The sequence below is a fragment of the Nitratidesulfovibrio liaohensis genome (assembly GCF_011682075.1).
Lineage (GTDB): Bacteria > Desulfobacterota > Desulfovibrionia > Desulfovibrionales > Desulfovibrionaceae > Cupidesulfovibrio > Cupidesulfovibrio liaohensis.
In genome coordinates this window covers 1-12,395 of sequence record NZ_VSMK01000779.1, presented here as the reverse complement: position 1 = coordinate 12,395, position 12,395 = coordinate 1, and the positions used below count along the sequence as shown (strand labels likewise).

At 64.3% G+C, this 12,395-nt stretch carries 12 protein-coding genes; 6 read left to right on the top strand and 6 right to left on the bottom strand.

Annotated features, from left to right (window positions below):
- The 5 genes from FVW27_RS19150 to neuC all read left to right on the top strand — a co-directional run.
- The coding region (locus FVW27_RS19150) for a glycosyltransferase family 4 protein (protein ID WP_167128360.1) at nucleotides 1-1,742 on the top strand (1,742 nt) is incomplete at its 5' end.
- Between the two features lie 127 nt (nucleotides 1,743-1,869).
- The gene (locus tag FVW27_RS19145) at nucleotides 1,870-2,598 is read left to right on the top strand and encodes an acyltransferase (protein ID WP_243838585.1); all 729 of its coding nucleotides are present in this window, start codon (nucleotides 1,870-1,872) and stop codon (nucleotides 2,596-2,598) included.
- 177 nt (nucleotides 2,599-2,775) lie between these two features.
- Nucleotides 2,776-3,540 carry an acylneuraminate cytidylyltransferase family protein gene (locus FVW27_RS19140; RefSeq protein ID WP_167128357.1) on the top strand — a complete coding sequence of 255 codons (765 nt, stop codon included), beginning with the start codon at nucleotides 2,776-2,778 and terminating at the stop codon, nucleotides 3,538-3,540.
- The gene (locus FVW27_RS19135; protein ID WP_167128354.1) at nucleotides 3,525-4,559 is read left to right on the top strand and encodes an N-acetylneuraminate synthase family protein; all 1,035 of its coding nucleotides are present in this window, start codon (nucleotides 3,525-3,527) and stop codon (nucleotides 4,557-4,559) included. The genes FVW27_RS19140 and FVW27_RS19135 overlap by 16 nt, the downstream gene beginning before the upstream one ends.
- Nucleotides 4,552-5,778 (top strand): UDP-N-acetylglucosamine 2-epimerase, encoded by a 1,227-nt coding sequence (neuC, locus tag FVW27_RS19130; protein WP_167128351.1) that lies wholly within the window; start codon nucleotides 4,552-4,554, stop codon nucleotides 5,776-5,778. Before FVW27_RS19135 ends, neuC begins: the two co-directional genes overlap by 8 nt.
- On the opposite strand, the gene FVW27_RS19125 is transcribed toward neuC, so the two are convergent.
- Genes FVW27_RS19125 through FVW27_RS19100 form a run of 6 tightly spaced genes read right to left on the bottom strand, consistent with a single transcriptional unit; the run spans nucleotide 5,771 to nucleotide 11,031 of the window.
- Nucleotides 5,771-6,211, bottom strand: a complete 441-nt coding sequence (locus tag FVW27_RS19125) for a polysaccharide deacetylase family protein (RefSeq protein ID WP_341806183.1) — start codon at nucleotides 6,209-6,211, stop codon at nucleotides 5,771-5,773. The two genes, neuC and FVW27_RS19125, sit on opposite strands and share 8 nt — an antisense overlap.
- A 35-nt stretch (nucleotides 6,212-6,246) precedes the next feature.
- On the bottom strand, nucleotides 6,247-6,723 hold the full coding sequence (locus FVW27_RS21195; RefSeq protein ID WP_341806182.1) for a polysaccharide deacetylase family protein: 477 nt from the start codon (nucleotides 6,721-6,723) through the stop codon (nucleotides 6,247-6,249).
- Nucleotides 6,720-7,874 carry a polysaccharide pyruvyl transferase family protein gene (locus tag FVW27_RS19115; protein ID WP_167128345.1) on the bottom strand — a complete coding sequence of 385 codons (1,155 nt, stop codon included), beginning with the start codon at nucleotides 7,872-7,874 and terminating at the stop codon, nucleotides 6,720-6,722. The genes FVW27_RS21195 and FVW27_RS19115 overlap by 4 nt, the downstream gene beginning before the upstream one ends.
- A complete protein-coding gene (locus FVW27_RS19110; RefSeq protein WP_167128342.1) occupies nucleotides 7,871-8,803 on the bottom strand; it encodes a radical SAM/SPASM domain-containing protein in 933 nt (310 codons plus the stop codon). Before FVW27_RS19110 ends, FVW27_RS19115 begins: the two co-directional genes overlap by 4 nt.
- Nucleotides 8,804-8,818: 15 nt before the next feature.
- Entirely contained in the window at nucleotides 8,819-10,324 is a 1,506-nt protein-coding gene (locus FVW27_RS19105; protein ID WP_167128339.1) for a hypothetical protein, read from the bottom strand.
- Nucleotides 10,321-11,031, bottom strand: coding sequence for a class I SAM-dependent methyltransferase (locus FVW27_RS19100; protein WP_167128336.1), 711 nt, complete (start codon nucleotides 11,029-11,031; stop codon nucleotides 10,321-10,323). The genes FVW27_RS19105 and FVW27_RS19100 overlap by 4 nt, the downstream gene beginning before the upstream one ends.
- Nucleotides 11,032-11,317: 286 nt before the next feature.
- Here FVW27_RS19100 and FVW27_RS19095 point away from each other — a divergent pair.
- On the top strand, nucleotides 11,318-12,395 hold a 1,078-nt coding region (locus FVW27_RS19095; protein ID WP_167128333.1), incomplete at its 3' end, for a glycosyltransferase family 2 protein.

Sequence of the window (12,395 nt, the reverse complement as noted above, 5' to 3'; positions counted from 1 at the left end):
CGCGCGACGTGGCCTACTGGCGCAACCTGCCCACCCGCGTGACCGAACGCATGCGCGAACTGCACGCGGTGCTGGCCCGGACGGAAGGCCTGCGGCCCGCGCCGGACCCCGTCACGGCCCCCGTTCCGGAGGACGCCCCGCCCCCCTACCTGCGCCGTGACGATTACGACGACATGCACCGCCTCTGCCTGGGGCTGTGGCCCCTGCGCACGCGCGAACTGCTTCAGGTCATCGACGGGGTGGAACGCATGACCCTGGATGTCCTGCGCGCCGCCGAACGCGGCGCGACCATGCAGGAATGCGCGGCCCGGCTGTACCCCGCACAGTTGTTCATCCGCTTCTTTCACGACACCATCGGCGTGTGCGGGGTGGACACCATCCGCAGGTTCTGCCCCGACGCCCCGCCCCTTCCGACTCCGGGCGACGCGCCGGGCGATGCACCGGGCAAGACATCCGCCAAAACGGCGAACGAAACCTCGGAGGCAACGCCAGACGGTGCAACGAACGACACGCCACAGCCCCCCGTCGCGCCGCCCAGCGCGGGCAAGCGCGTGCTGCTGGCCTGCAACTTCTTCTGGCCTTCGGTGGGGGGCACCGAACTGTTCATCGAAACCCTGGGCCTGCACCTGCGCGCCTTGGGACACCACGTGGAAATCGCCTGTCGCTGGCAGGAGAACCGGGCCTCGGAAATACGCCACGGCATGCCCATCCGCGCCTTTCGCTGCCACGGAAAGTTCACGGACCCCACCATGGGGCCGGACACGGAACGGTACCGCGCCCTGGTTCGCAACGGCGGCTACGACGCGGTCATCGTGCTGGCCCACCCGGACAACTGGGCCTGCCACCTGCTGGCGGACCTGCCGCAGCCGCACCCGCGCATCATCATGCTGCCCAGCATCAACGCCGAAAACATGGAACACTGGGCGGAGCGCGGCGTTCTGGACGACATTGCCCGCACCCTGCGCGCCGCCGACGTCTGCGTGGCCGTTTCGGAAAACGGGCACGACAGCCGCCTGTTCACCGAGCTTGGCGTGCCGCAGGCCTTTGTGCCGCATGCCATGGATCCCGCCCCCGCGCCATGGGACATGCGCGCGCGCCTGGGCCTGCCGCGCGACGTGCCCCTGCTGGCCTGCGTGGGCAACTTCTGGCCGGTGAAGAACCAGTTGGCCCTGCTGCGCCGCCTGGCCGACGCCCCCCCCGATGCTCTCTCTGACGGCACCCCGGACTGGCGGCTTGTGCTGGCAGGGGGCGCGCTGCCGTGGGAAAAGGAACGCCGCTACTTCGAGGAATGCTGGCAACTGGCCCGGCACAACCCGCGCGTGCGCATGCTGGGCCCCCTGCCGCCGGAAGAGGCCACCGCGCTCATCCGCGACGCCGACCTGCTGCTGGTGCCCTCGCAGGGGGAAAGCGCGGGACCGCTGGTGGTGCTGGAGGCCATGGCCCTTGGCACCCCGTGGGTGGCCACGCCGCAGTGCAACGCGGTGCACGACGAAGGCGGCGGCGTCATCGCCCCGCTGGAGGACTTTCCCCGCATAATCGGACGGCTGCTGGCCCGACCGGACCTGGCGGACGAACTGGCCCGCAACGGTCGCGCGCACTGGGAACGCTGCTTCCGCTGGGCCACGGTGGCCCCGCTGTTCGACGCGCTGGTGCGTAACGGCTCCATCCCCGCCGGGGCACGCATGCCCGACGACCTGCGCACTGCACGGCAGCGGCTGGCGGACGCCGTACTGGGCGCGTGACGGTGGGACACGTACCGCCACCCTTCCGGAACATTCCGGACCCGAAAGACGAACCCACGGTGCCGCTGTCCGCAGCGGCATGACGCATCAGAACGCCATTGACCGCACGGGGGCCGGACATCCGGACATGGGGTTTCGCCGCAAGGGGCGGCAACTCTGCGCGGCACCCTGTCGCACGGGAAAAGCAATGCCTGAACAGAACACCGCATTCCGACGCTTTCAGGGCGTTTCCTTCGGGAAAAACGTCCAGATACTGGGCCTGGCCAACGTCGCCATCGGGCAGGGATCGGCCATCGGGGACGACACCTGGATAAATGTCTGCGACCGTGACGATCGGCTGCGGCTGGTCATTGGCCAGCGCGTCCTTGTGGGAAGGCAGTCCATGATCTCGGCAGGCGGCGAGCTCGAAATCGGCGATTTCTGCCTTTTCGCCCCCCGGGTCTTCGTTTCCGACGCAGACCATGTGGTGGACAATATCTCGCGCCCATACAGCGAGCAGGGGTTCACCAGAGGCAAGGTGGTGGTGGAGGAAAACTGCTGGCTTGGCATCAACACCGTCATCACGGGTTCCATCACTGTGGGCAGGGGATGCGTCGTCGCAGCCAACGCCGTCGTCACCCGGGACGTGCCGCCATTCTCGGTGGTGGCCGGTGTGCCCGCCGTCATCCTGAAGATGTTCAATCCCGCGACCAACACATGGGAACACGTGCGCACCCCGGAGGACAGCGAGCGGATCGCGGCTGCACGCACCGTCCACGGGCTGCCCAGCCGCGAGGAATACCGCTTCATCCTGCACCGGACCTCAAAGGTCGGTCATCTTTCACCGCTGCTCGTAGGCAGCGGACAATGCCTGTAACGGCTGGCGAGCCCCGACAAATTCCTGACGAATCCACGACCGCGCGGAAAAGAATCCCGCCGCGCCTTCTTCCCGTTCTTTTTGGGGCCATGCCCCGTCCCGCATGCAGCTCGCGAGGCACGTTGCATGCGGGACCACTTTTTGCATTTCCCCTCCCACCACGAGGAAAAAACGACCATGCCAACTCCAGCACCCCACAACGCCGAAACTGCCGGGCCGATTCTCGGGCTGATCACTGCCCGTGGGGGGTCCAAACGGATTCCGGGAAAGAACCTGCGCATCGCAGGCGGCAAGCCCTTGCTGGCATGGACCATCGAGGCGGCCCTGCAAAGTCGCCTGCTGTCCCGTGTCGTGCTGAGCACCGACGATCCGCAGATCGCCGCCGCCGGGCGCCTGTACGGAGCCGAAGTGCCGTTCCTGCGCCCCGCCGAGCTTGCCACCGACACCAGCGCCCACATCCTGTGCGTGCTTGATGCGCTGGACCGACTGCGGGATATGGATGGATTTGCTCCAACGGCGGTATGCCTGTTGCAACCCACCTCTCCCCTGCGCCAGGCCTGCGACATCGATGCCCTGTTAACGCAGGCGGCGGCAACGCGCCCCCCTGCCATGGTTTCGGTGAATGCCTGCACCGAACATCCGTATTTCGCCCGGTCCGTGTCGGCCACCGGAGAACTCATGCCGTTCGTGCCGCAAAACCTGGCCTACGCCCGCGAGCAGGATCTGGAACCCGCCTGCTTCATCAACGGGGCCATCTACTACAACACCGTTGAGTCGCTACGAAAACACAAGACGTTCTATCCGGAAGGGCTGCGGGGTCACCTCATGCCCCGGGAGCGTTCCCTGCAGGTCGACGAGCCGTTCGACCTGCACCTGGCCGACCTGCTCCTTTCCAATCCCATGCCCTCCACAGCCAGGAGCACCGGATGCGAGAATTCGTGATCGCCGGTCGGCCCGTTGGGCCGGACCATCCCCCCTTGGTCATCGCCGAAGTAGGCATCAACCATGAAGGCAGCCTGGAAAAGGCCCTGCTCATGGTCGAGCGCGCCCACGAGGCCGGATGCGAATGCGTGAAGTTTCAGTGCCACGTCATCGAAGACGAGATGATTCCCAACGACGTGGTGCCCGGCAACGCCACGGAAAGCATCTGGGACATCATGAAGCGGTGCGCCCTGACCCGCGACGAGGAACGCCTGGTCAAACAGCGCGTCGAGGAACTGGGCATGCTCTATCTGTGCACGCCCTTTTCGCGCGCCGCCGCCGACCGGCTTGAACAGCTCGGCGTGGCTGCCTACAAGATCGGCTCGGGCGAGTGCAACAACTACCCGCTGATCCGCCACATCGCGAACTTCGGCAAGCCGGTGATCCTCAGCACGGGCATGAACGACCTGTCCTCGATCAGGCCGGCCGTGGACATTCTGGAGGCGGCAGGAACGCCGGTGGCCCTGCTGCACTGCACCTCCATGTATCCGACCCCCTACGACAAGGTTCGCCTGGGTGCCCTTGCCTCGCTGCGCCAGGCTTTTCCGGACGTGGTTCTGGGGCTCAGCGACCATTCCCTCGGCAACTACACCTGCCTGGCCGCAGTGGCCCTGGGGGCAAGCATCCTCGAACGGCATTTCACCGCAGACAAGACCTGGCCCGGCCCCGACATCCCCATTTCCATGGATCCTGCCGAACTGCGCGACCTGATCACGGGTTCACGCGCTGTCTTCGCGGCTCTGGGGGGCACCAAGAACATCCTGCCGGAGGAACAGCCGACCATCGACTTCGCCTATGCCAGCGTTGTCGCCATCCGCGACATAGCCCCCGGCGAGGCCCTGAACTCCGCCAACATCTGGGTCAAGCGGCCCGGCACGGGCGCCATCCTTGCGGCCCACTACGACGCCCTGATGGGGCGCCGCGCCGCGCGCCACATCCCGGCCGACACCCAACTGGCATGGGAGGACATCGATGCCTAAGCGCAAGATACTTTTCATCAGCGGCACGCGGGCCGACTTCGGCAAGATCCGCCCGCTCATCCAGGCCCTGGACAACGATGCGCGTTTCGAACATTCGCTGTTCGTCACCGGGATGCATACCCTGGCACGGTACGGCTTCACGGTGGACGAGATATTCAAGACCTTCGGCTCGGAGCGCCTGGAAAAGGGCTTCCGCAATGTCCATGTCTTCATGAACCAGGTCCACGGCGAATCCATGGACCTGGTGCTGGCCAACACCATTTTCGGCCTGTCGCGCTACGTCAGCGAATATCAGCCGGACATGATCGTGGTTCACGGGGATCGCGTGGAAGCCCTGGCCGGCGCCCTGGTGGGTTCCATGCGCAACATCCTCGTGGCGCACATCGAGGGCGGGGAACTTTCCGGCACCATCGACGAACTGATCCGCCACTCCATTTCAAAGGTGGCCCACCTGCACTTCACCGCCAACGAAGAAACACGCGACCGGCTCATCCAGATGGGAGAACGGCGCGAAAGCATCTTCACCATCGGCTCGCCGGACATCGACATCATGCTTTCCGACGACCTGCCCGATCTGGAAGAGGTGCGGGCCTACTACGGCATCCCCTTCGAAAGGTATGCGGTTGCCCTGCTGCACCCGGTGACCACCAATCCCGCCGAAACGAGGCGCGAGGCCCGGGCCATGGTCAAGGCCATGCTTGCCTCGCCGCACAACTTCGTGGTCATCTACCCCAACAACGACACCGGCAGCGACTTCATTCTCCAGGAATACGAATGCCTCAAGGGGCATGCCCGCATCCGGATATACCCGTCACTGCGGCTGACCAGCTTTCTTACACTGCTCAAGCACGCCGACTTCCTGGTAGGCAATTCCAGTGCCGGAGTCCGCGAAACCCCCGTCTACGGCGTCCCCTCGATCAACATCGGTTCACGCCAGGCCAACCGCTTCGTCTGCCCGTCCATAGCCAACGTTGCCGGTCGGGTGCCCGACATTCTCACCGCCATGGAAAACGCGCGCGCCGCCACCTGCTTCGAGCCGGTCTACCACTTCGGACGCGGCGACAGCGCCAGACACTTCCGCGCTGCCCTTGCCGACGAGGCCGTATGGCAGACCCCCCGGCAGAAACAGTTCGTGGACATCATCCAGCCCTTGCCCACCCCGCAGCCGCAGGCGGAAAAGACGGGGCCGCGCTCGCGGCGGCTGGCACTGGTCAAATAGACCGGGCGACCGAAAGGGCATCCCCGTCCACGGCCCGCCCATGGGGAAACAGATTGCAGTCGTACCGGGGCAGGGCCAGCGGTCGTCGACGCAGATCCCACGGGGCGATGTCGCGATCCTCCACGTTGAAGGCGAATCGCACCCCATGGCGCGCAAGGATCGTCTCGGTGAGGGGACCGAAGCTGTGCCATCCCCCGTACGGATAGGCAAACCACTCCACGCATCTGCCGATCACGCCGGAAAGCGCTTGCAGGCTACCGGTTATCTCCGCCTCCTGCTCCAGCGGCGAAAGCCTGGACAGCAACTCGTGCGTGCGGGAATGTCCGCCCACGATCATGCCCATGCGCTCAAGTGCCCGTACGTCACTCTCTGTCATGTACAGGCGTGATGCCCATGCCGTGCCGGAAAGATGCGACGCGCAAAGGGCATCCAGCAGCGCCTGGCGCTCCGTTCCGCTTGCCTGGTAGTTCAGGATCCGCTTGAAGCGTGCGGCGGGTCCTTCGGGCTGATGCCGGTAGGTATCCGCGGCACGCCGTGCATCTCCCTCGCCCGGCAGGCGCCGGTCGCCCAGCAGCCCGTCCAGGGCATCCAGCATGGCCCCCCCCCATGGCGCCCCAGCAACAGGTGGATGCGGTGGACATCCAGTATGCACCCAGTCTCCAGCGGTGCCGTGGGCACGAAAAACACGCCAAAGGTACCCCGGCGCTCCAGTTCGTGCGCCACCAGTTGGGCGTGCTCGACCAGCCCGTCGTCGAACGTGGGGACGAATACGTCAGGCAGGGGCTGGCCCCGTTCCAGAGCTTCCTCGAATTCCTCGCGGGAGGCCAGGCGCCCCACGCTCTCGAACCAGTCGAGCTGACGGCGGAACGAATCGAAGTCCAGATACGTGAAATACGGAAGCTCCGGATCGTGGCGCCTCACGTAGTGGTACATGACCGCCTTCACAGGACAGTCTCCAGCCACGCCCCCACGGTGCCGAGAAACGCGGTGGCCTGCCCGCGCACCATGACCATGCTTGCCTCATACCGCTTGCGCAGCCCCGGCAGGTCCTTCAGGCTGGCATCCAGCAGCCCCGCAAGGTTTGCGGCGAAGTCCGGATCAGCCGTGGCAAGGCAGCGGTCGGGCAGGTTCACCTCGCGGTAGAGTTCCCGGATTTGCGGGTGCGTCACGAACCCGATGGAAGGCACATTCAGGCCTATGCTGCACACGTTGGTATGGAACCGATTGCCCATGTTGAGGGCACAACGGGCGTAGGTATCGAAGATGTAGCGTTCGGCCCCCGGCCCGTGCAGGTAGGGAGCCACCGTGGTGCGCCGCCGCAGGAGCGGGTCGGGGAATCGCTGGCAGAATTCGCTGATCAGCGAAAAATCCTTCCAGATGTGCGGGTAAAGGACCAGGTTCAGATCCGGATTCCGGGTCAGGCTGTCGGCAAGAACGGACGCAAGGTCATCAAGAAAGCGCCGCACCCCGGAGCCGTCCTGCCCGCCGAAACGGAAATCCGGCATGTCGCCCGCAAGATTCAGGCCGATGGTCCTGCAATCATCCTGCAGTTCCGGATGGTAATGGGACTCTGGCCGCACGAAGAAACCACCGTCCGGCATCATGTGCAGACGATCGGCGTACGCATCCCCCAGCACGGTGCGGGCAGACTGCTTGGAGCCGTCGTTGCGCACCGAAACCAGGCAACGCTCGCTGGCCAGCACCATGTCAAGGAACCCTTTGAACCGCTCGACGCAGACCTCGGGCGCGCCCATGTACGGGTCGAGGCCCAGCGCGTAGAAAAGCGTGGGCGTGCGGATCATGCCCATTATTTCCTGCGGGATCGCCACGCTCGTGCCCGTGGGGGAATGCTCCACCCACAACTCGAAGTAGTTTCCCCCGCCGATGACCAGCAAGTCGTACGTGTTGGCAAGGGCGGCGAAATCCTTATCAAAAGCACGCATTTTCCAATAAAATTCACGCATTTCAAGCTGATGAAAATGAAACCTGTACCCGGGAAGGCAGGTGCGCCACAATTCATGCACGCCATTGTGGTTGGCGTTGTCGCCTATGTTGCCCTCGAAGCTGGCAAGATGGAGTACGCGTACGTCTTTCATGGACGAACATCCTTGTCGGCAAGTTCCGAAACAAGAGGGGCATAAGGCGCATCCGTACCATTCACGCAGTTCCCGCACAGCGTGTTTTCCAGGCTTGCATCCATGTGGCGCTTGCGCATGGTGGCACACAACGGAGAATTCCAGGCTTCCGCAAGCGGGGTCACGTTAAGGTCCACTGCGGCCAGTGCATTCTTGAAGTCGAAGCAGCACAGATTCAGGTATCCTTCTGCCGTCACATGCAACCGATTGAACACCATGGGGCACGGGGCACGGAAAAAGCGCTCCACCTCCACCCCTTCCTCGCCGGGAACCCTGCAGGTGCCGTGCACGTAAAATTCGTCGATGCGGGGTGCGAACTCGTCGCGCAGGGCCAGAATGCCCTCTTTCGTGGCGGCGGTATACGTGGAGGATACGTAAATCTTGAAAGCGGCGCCCGATTCTTCACGGTACGCGATGACGCGGCGCAGGCGATCTATCACATGGGAAAAGACATCAAGACCATGCGTTGCTGCATAGTCGTCCGACTTCCCTGCATTGATGGAAAATTTGAATGAATCAATGCCCGCATCAATGACGGCGACATAACTTTTCCACGATCCTACCGAGCCATTTGTGGAAAGATATACATATTCGTAGCCAAGCTGCTTGGCCAGGGCCACCATGTCTGCCAGCCTTGGATTGAGAAAAGGTTCCCCCCGCAGGTAGAATCCCACCTCGCGCGTACCCAGGGCATAGGCCTGGGTCAGGATGGAGGCGGCCCTGTCCATGGGAAGATTCCTGTGGCGGTGCGGTCGCTTGTCATTGCCGCAGAACAGGCAGGACTGATTGCAGGCACTGCTTGGCTCCAGCATCAGCACATGCGGAAAGGGTGGCTGTGCCTCGAACACGGTTGCCTTGGCGATGGTCTTGATGCGTTCACGTATGCTCATTGCGGTCTCCGTTGCTTATTGCCGCCGCTGGTAGACGGCATCGAACCCATGCTCCATCAGACGTTCGTGCTGGACCCGGGAAATGAACCGTCCGTCTCCCAGGCACTCCAGCACCGCCCGCACATCCGGATCATCCGCCAGTTGCGCCAGGTTCTCCTGCATCCACACGCACCCGTCCTGCGGCTGGGGCGTAAAGCGCGTCCAGATGCGGCCGCAAATCTGCGAAAGGTAGTAGGCCAGCCAGGCCTCTCCTTCATGAACGGGCGGCACGTCCGGAGTCGCCAGCGCATCTTCGATGCGCCGGAGGTATTCCTCCCTATTCCGGGGGAGCGGGGTGAACGACAGCCCGGCGTAGAACGCCTCCGCCATCATTTCCACCTTGCGGCCCAGGATGGCAGCCTCAAGCCCCAGCGTGGTGACGAAGGGCAGCACCAGCCTGCAGGATCGTATCAGGTCATAGGTGTTGACCGTGGCATCGCAACGCAGCAGGCGAAAGCGGTCACTCGCCCCGAATTGCCGTTCCAGCGCATCCAGCATCGCGTCGTTGCGATTCGCAAGGCGCGCTTCGTAGGGGTGCTGCCGCACCAGTACGGTGGCGCTCGTGCGATCCAGGATGTGCCCGATCGTCACGGTGAGCCATTCGCTGGAATCGTTGAACAGACGATGCTTTCCGAGCGCCGACGAGTCGTTCTCCAGATTGAGCGGAAACAGCACGTCACCCCGCACCGCATCCCTGTCGGGCGATGCCGTACCGGCGGAAACAGGTTGGAAGTGGTACTTGTCCACACCCTCGAGGCGAAGACGCAATTCCCGCTCACCGATTTCACGGGCAAGACCCACCACGTGCGGGTCGTCTGCCAGAAGCGGGCCGAGCACCTTGGGCACGTCGTCCAGGTGCGCCGCCACGGAATTGACACCCGTGGAAACGGACCCGGGACCGCTATCGTAGGTAGTGACAACCGTGCCAGCCTTGCGCCCGGCATGCAGCAACAGGCCCGTGTGGCGAAAGATGCCGCCCGGCAGGACAAGCCGGGGCGGCGCGTAATCCCTGAAGAATCCCAGTATGCGCGGCAGGGAAGGAGCAATGGCGGCAAACTGTTCGGCCGTATGTCGCGCCAGTTCCCGGCAGGGAACCGGTGACTTCCACCACCACAAGGCATTTAGCGCGGCCAGTCGTCTGGCGGCATCCAGGTCGTCCCGGTCATGCGGAGCTTCCGCGCACTCGCTCAGGCGCACCACGGGAAACCCGGCCCGGACCATCCCCTCGATGGCGACGGCGATGCCCGCCTGCTCATCGGAAGGCACCCGGAACGCCGGAAGGTCGTCCCATACCAGCACCACCTCCCGTCCTGCCTGCCGCAACAGCATGGCCACGGTCATGCTGTAGAAGGGCACCAGGGTGGCCAGCCAGGGCGCCAGGTAGACGAACACGGGCGAGCCGCCCCGCACCGGGTTACCCACCTCTTCCAAGGCCCTGGACTGGAAGGCCAGAAAGGCCTGCACCATTGCACCGTACGTCATGGCCTGATTTCCAGCACGTAGCAGTTGATCAGTGTGCAGAGGCCGTTGGTAAGCAGGCGCTGCCCACTCTCGTCCCGGAACGTCCATGACCGGAAAGGATTATCCGAAACGGGGGCAACATCCACGTCAAGAAGAAACGGCTCGAAGGTGTGCCTGTCCGGGCCGAGCAGATCGTCCAGGCAACGGGAAACGCCGGCCCGGGAATGAATGTACAGGGTGGTCCAATCCCCGGCATCTCCGGCTGCACGGTAGCGGCTGGCCACATCCAGGGGGTAGGGATTGAAAATGCCAAACAGGTAAACGCGCCCCCCCGGCTTCGTCCAGCCCACCAAGGTTTCGAGTGCGGGCTTGATCTCGGGCAGCGAAGAATGCACGCCGTTCATGAAAACAAAATCTTGACTCCCTGCTTCCATCCGGGCCGCATCAGTGACCGAACCCACCGAAAACCGGGCTGCAGGCACCATGCTCTGGGCCTTTTCCACAAGTTCCGGCACAAGATCGAAGCCAGTCCCGATGGCCTGAGGATGCACCTTCAGGAAATGGTACAAAAATTCCCCGGCGGCGCAGCCCGCATCGCACACCTTGGCCCCCGGGGGCACACCAACCCTGTCCGCGACCAACGCTGCAAGGTGCTTGAAAATTTCCTTGGGCTGCTCGTAGCGGTTCTCATGCAGGTAAATTTCGCGATCACGGGTTTGGCTGGACATGGTTCCTTCCAGTGTTCTGCGGTGAGTATACTGGGCCCTTCTTGCACACTTCATACCAACAACACGGTCAACAACCACCTCTCCCCACCGCTGCCGCCCACCCACCTTGGGGGGGCACGCAGTGGAACATCCCGCATGCCCTCATGCCGCACAGGCACGCCACATGCATGGCGGACGACATCTCTTCGCACCCTCCCTGCGGATTGTACCGCCTGCGCGGTTGCGCTACCCTGCTTCGCAGCGGCACCCACCGCCTCCATAACCATCCCAACCTCGGCAGGTTTCGATGTCGGACCACCTGGAAGCATTTCTACCGTCAGAAGACCGGGACTACCTGGTTTCCGCCATCGTTTCCGTCTACAAGGCCGAACGGTTCCTGGCCGGGTGCCTTAACGACCTTCTGGCGCAGACCATTGCCGACGACATCGAGATCGTCATCGTCGATTCCTGCTCGCCCCAGAACGAGCGCGCCATCATCGACACCTACCTCGCGCACCACGGCAACATCACCTACCTGCGCACCCCCCAACGCGAAAACGTCTACGCCGCGTGGAACCGTGGGGCGGCGGCGGCGCGGGGCCGGTACCTGACCAACGCCAACAGCGACGACCGCCACCACCCCGCCTGCCTCGGCCTGCTGGCCGCCGCGCTGGAAGAACGCCCCGACCACGTGCTGGCATACGGCACCAGCTTCACCACCGGCACGGAAAACGAAACCTTCGCCGAGAACGACAGGTCGCGCCCCTTCCTCACGCCCGCACCGTTCGCCCCCGCCACGCTGCTGTATTTTCCCTTCGGCCCGCAGCCCATGTGGCGGCGCGACCTGCACGACAGGATCGGCCCGTTCGACGCCACATACTCCGCCGCCGGGGACTGGGACTTCGCCATCCGGGCATCGCTGGCGGGCAAGGTGGCGCACGTGCCCGAGGCCATGGGTCTGTACCTTGCCCACCAAGGGGCCATTACCTTCCGCGATGACACCATGCGCAAGGAAAACGAGCGGATACGCCGTTTCTGGCGCAGGGCGGACGTCATCGAACAACTGTACGCCATGGCGGGCGCCCCCTTGGCAACGCCGGAACAGCAGGCCGACGTCCACCACGACATGGGGCTGCGCGCCCTGGAATTTCTGACGCCGTGGTCGGACGGCGCGTTCGGGCAGGATGCGGACTTCGCGCGCCGCTGCTTTCTGCATGCCCTGCGCCTGGCCCCCGGCCGCGACGCCCCCAGGCTGTCACTGGCCATTGTCGACGCCCTGCGGGGGGACGTGCACAAGGCCGTCACGGCGCTGGGCGAGTTGCGCACGGGCCCGTGCGCGGCATTGGCGGAACGAAACCTGCGCGTCATCGCCCGCGCCGCATCCA

Excerpts from the sequence above, each read along its gene's own strand:
- FVW27_RS19115 (WP_167128345.1), bottom strand. The coding sequence starts at position 7,874 with ATGAAAGACGTACGCGTACTCCATCTTGCCAGCTTCGAGGGCAACATA.
- FVW27_RS19100 (WP_167128336.1), bottom strand. The coding sequence starts at position 11,031 with ATGTCCAGCCAAACCCGTGATCGCGAAATTTACCTGCATGAGAACCGC.
- FVW27_RS19105 (WP_167128339.1), bottom strand. The coding sequence starts at position 10,324 with ATGACGTACGGTGCAATGGTGCAGGCCTTTCTGGCCTTCCAGTCCAGG.
- FVW27_RS19145 (WP_243838585.1), top strand. The coding sequence starts at position 1,870 with ATGGGGTTTCGCCGCAAGGGGCGGCAACTCTGCGCGGCACCCTGTCGC.
- FVW27_RS19110 (WP_167128342.1), bottom strand. The coding sequence starts at position 8,803 with ATGAGCATACGTGAACGCATCAAGACCATCGCCAAGGCAACCGTGTTC.
- neuC (WP_167128351.1), top strand. The coding sequence starts at position 4,552 with ATGCCTAAGCGCAAGATACTTTTCATCAGCGGCACGCGGGCCGACTTC.
- FVW27_RS19140 (WP_167128357.1), top strand. The coding sequence starts at position 2,776 with ATGCCAACTCCAGCACCCCACAACGCCGAAACTGCCGGGCCGATTCTC.
- FVW27_RS19135 (WP_167128354.1), top strand. The coding sequence starts at position 3,525 with ATGCGAGAATTCGTGATCGCCGGTCGGCCCGTTGGGCCGGACCATCCC.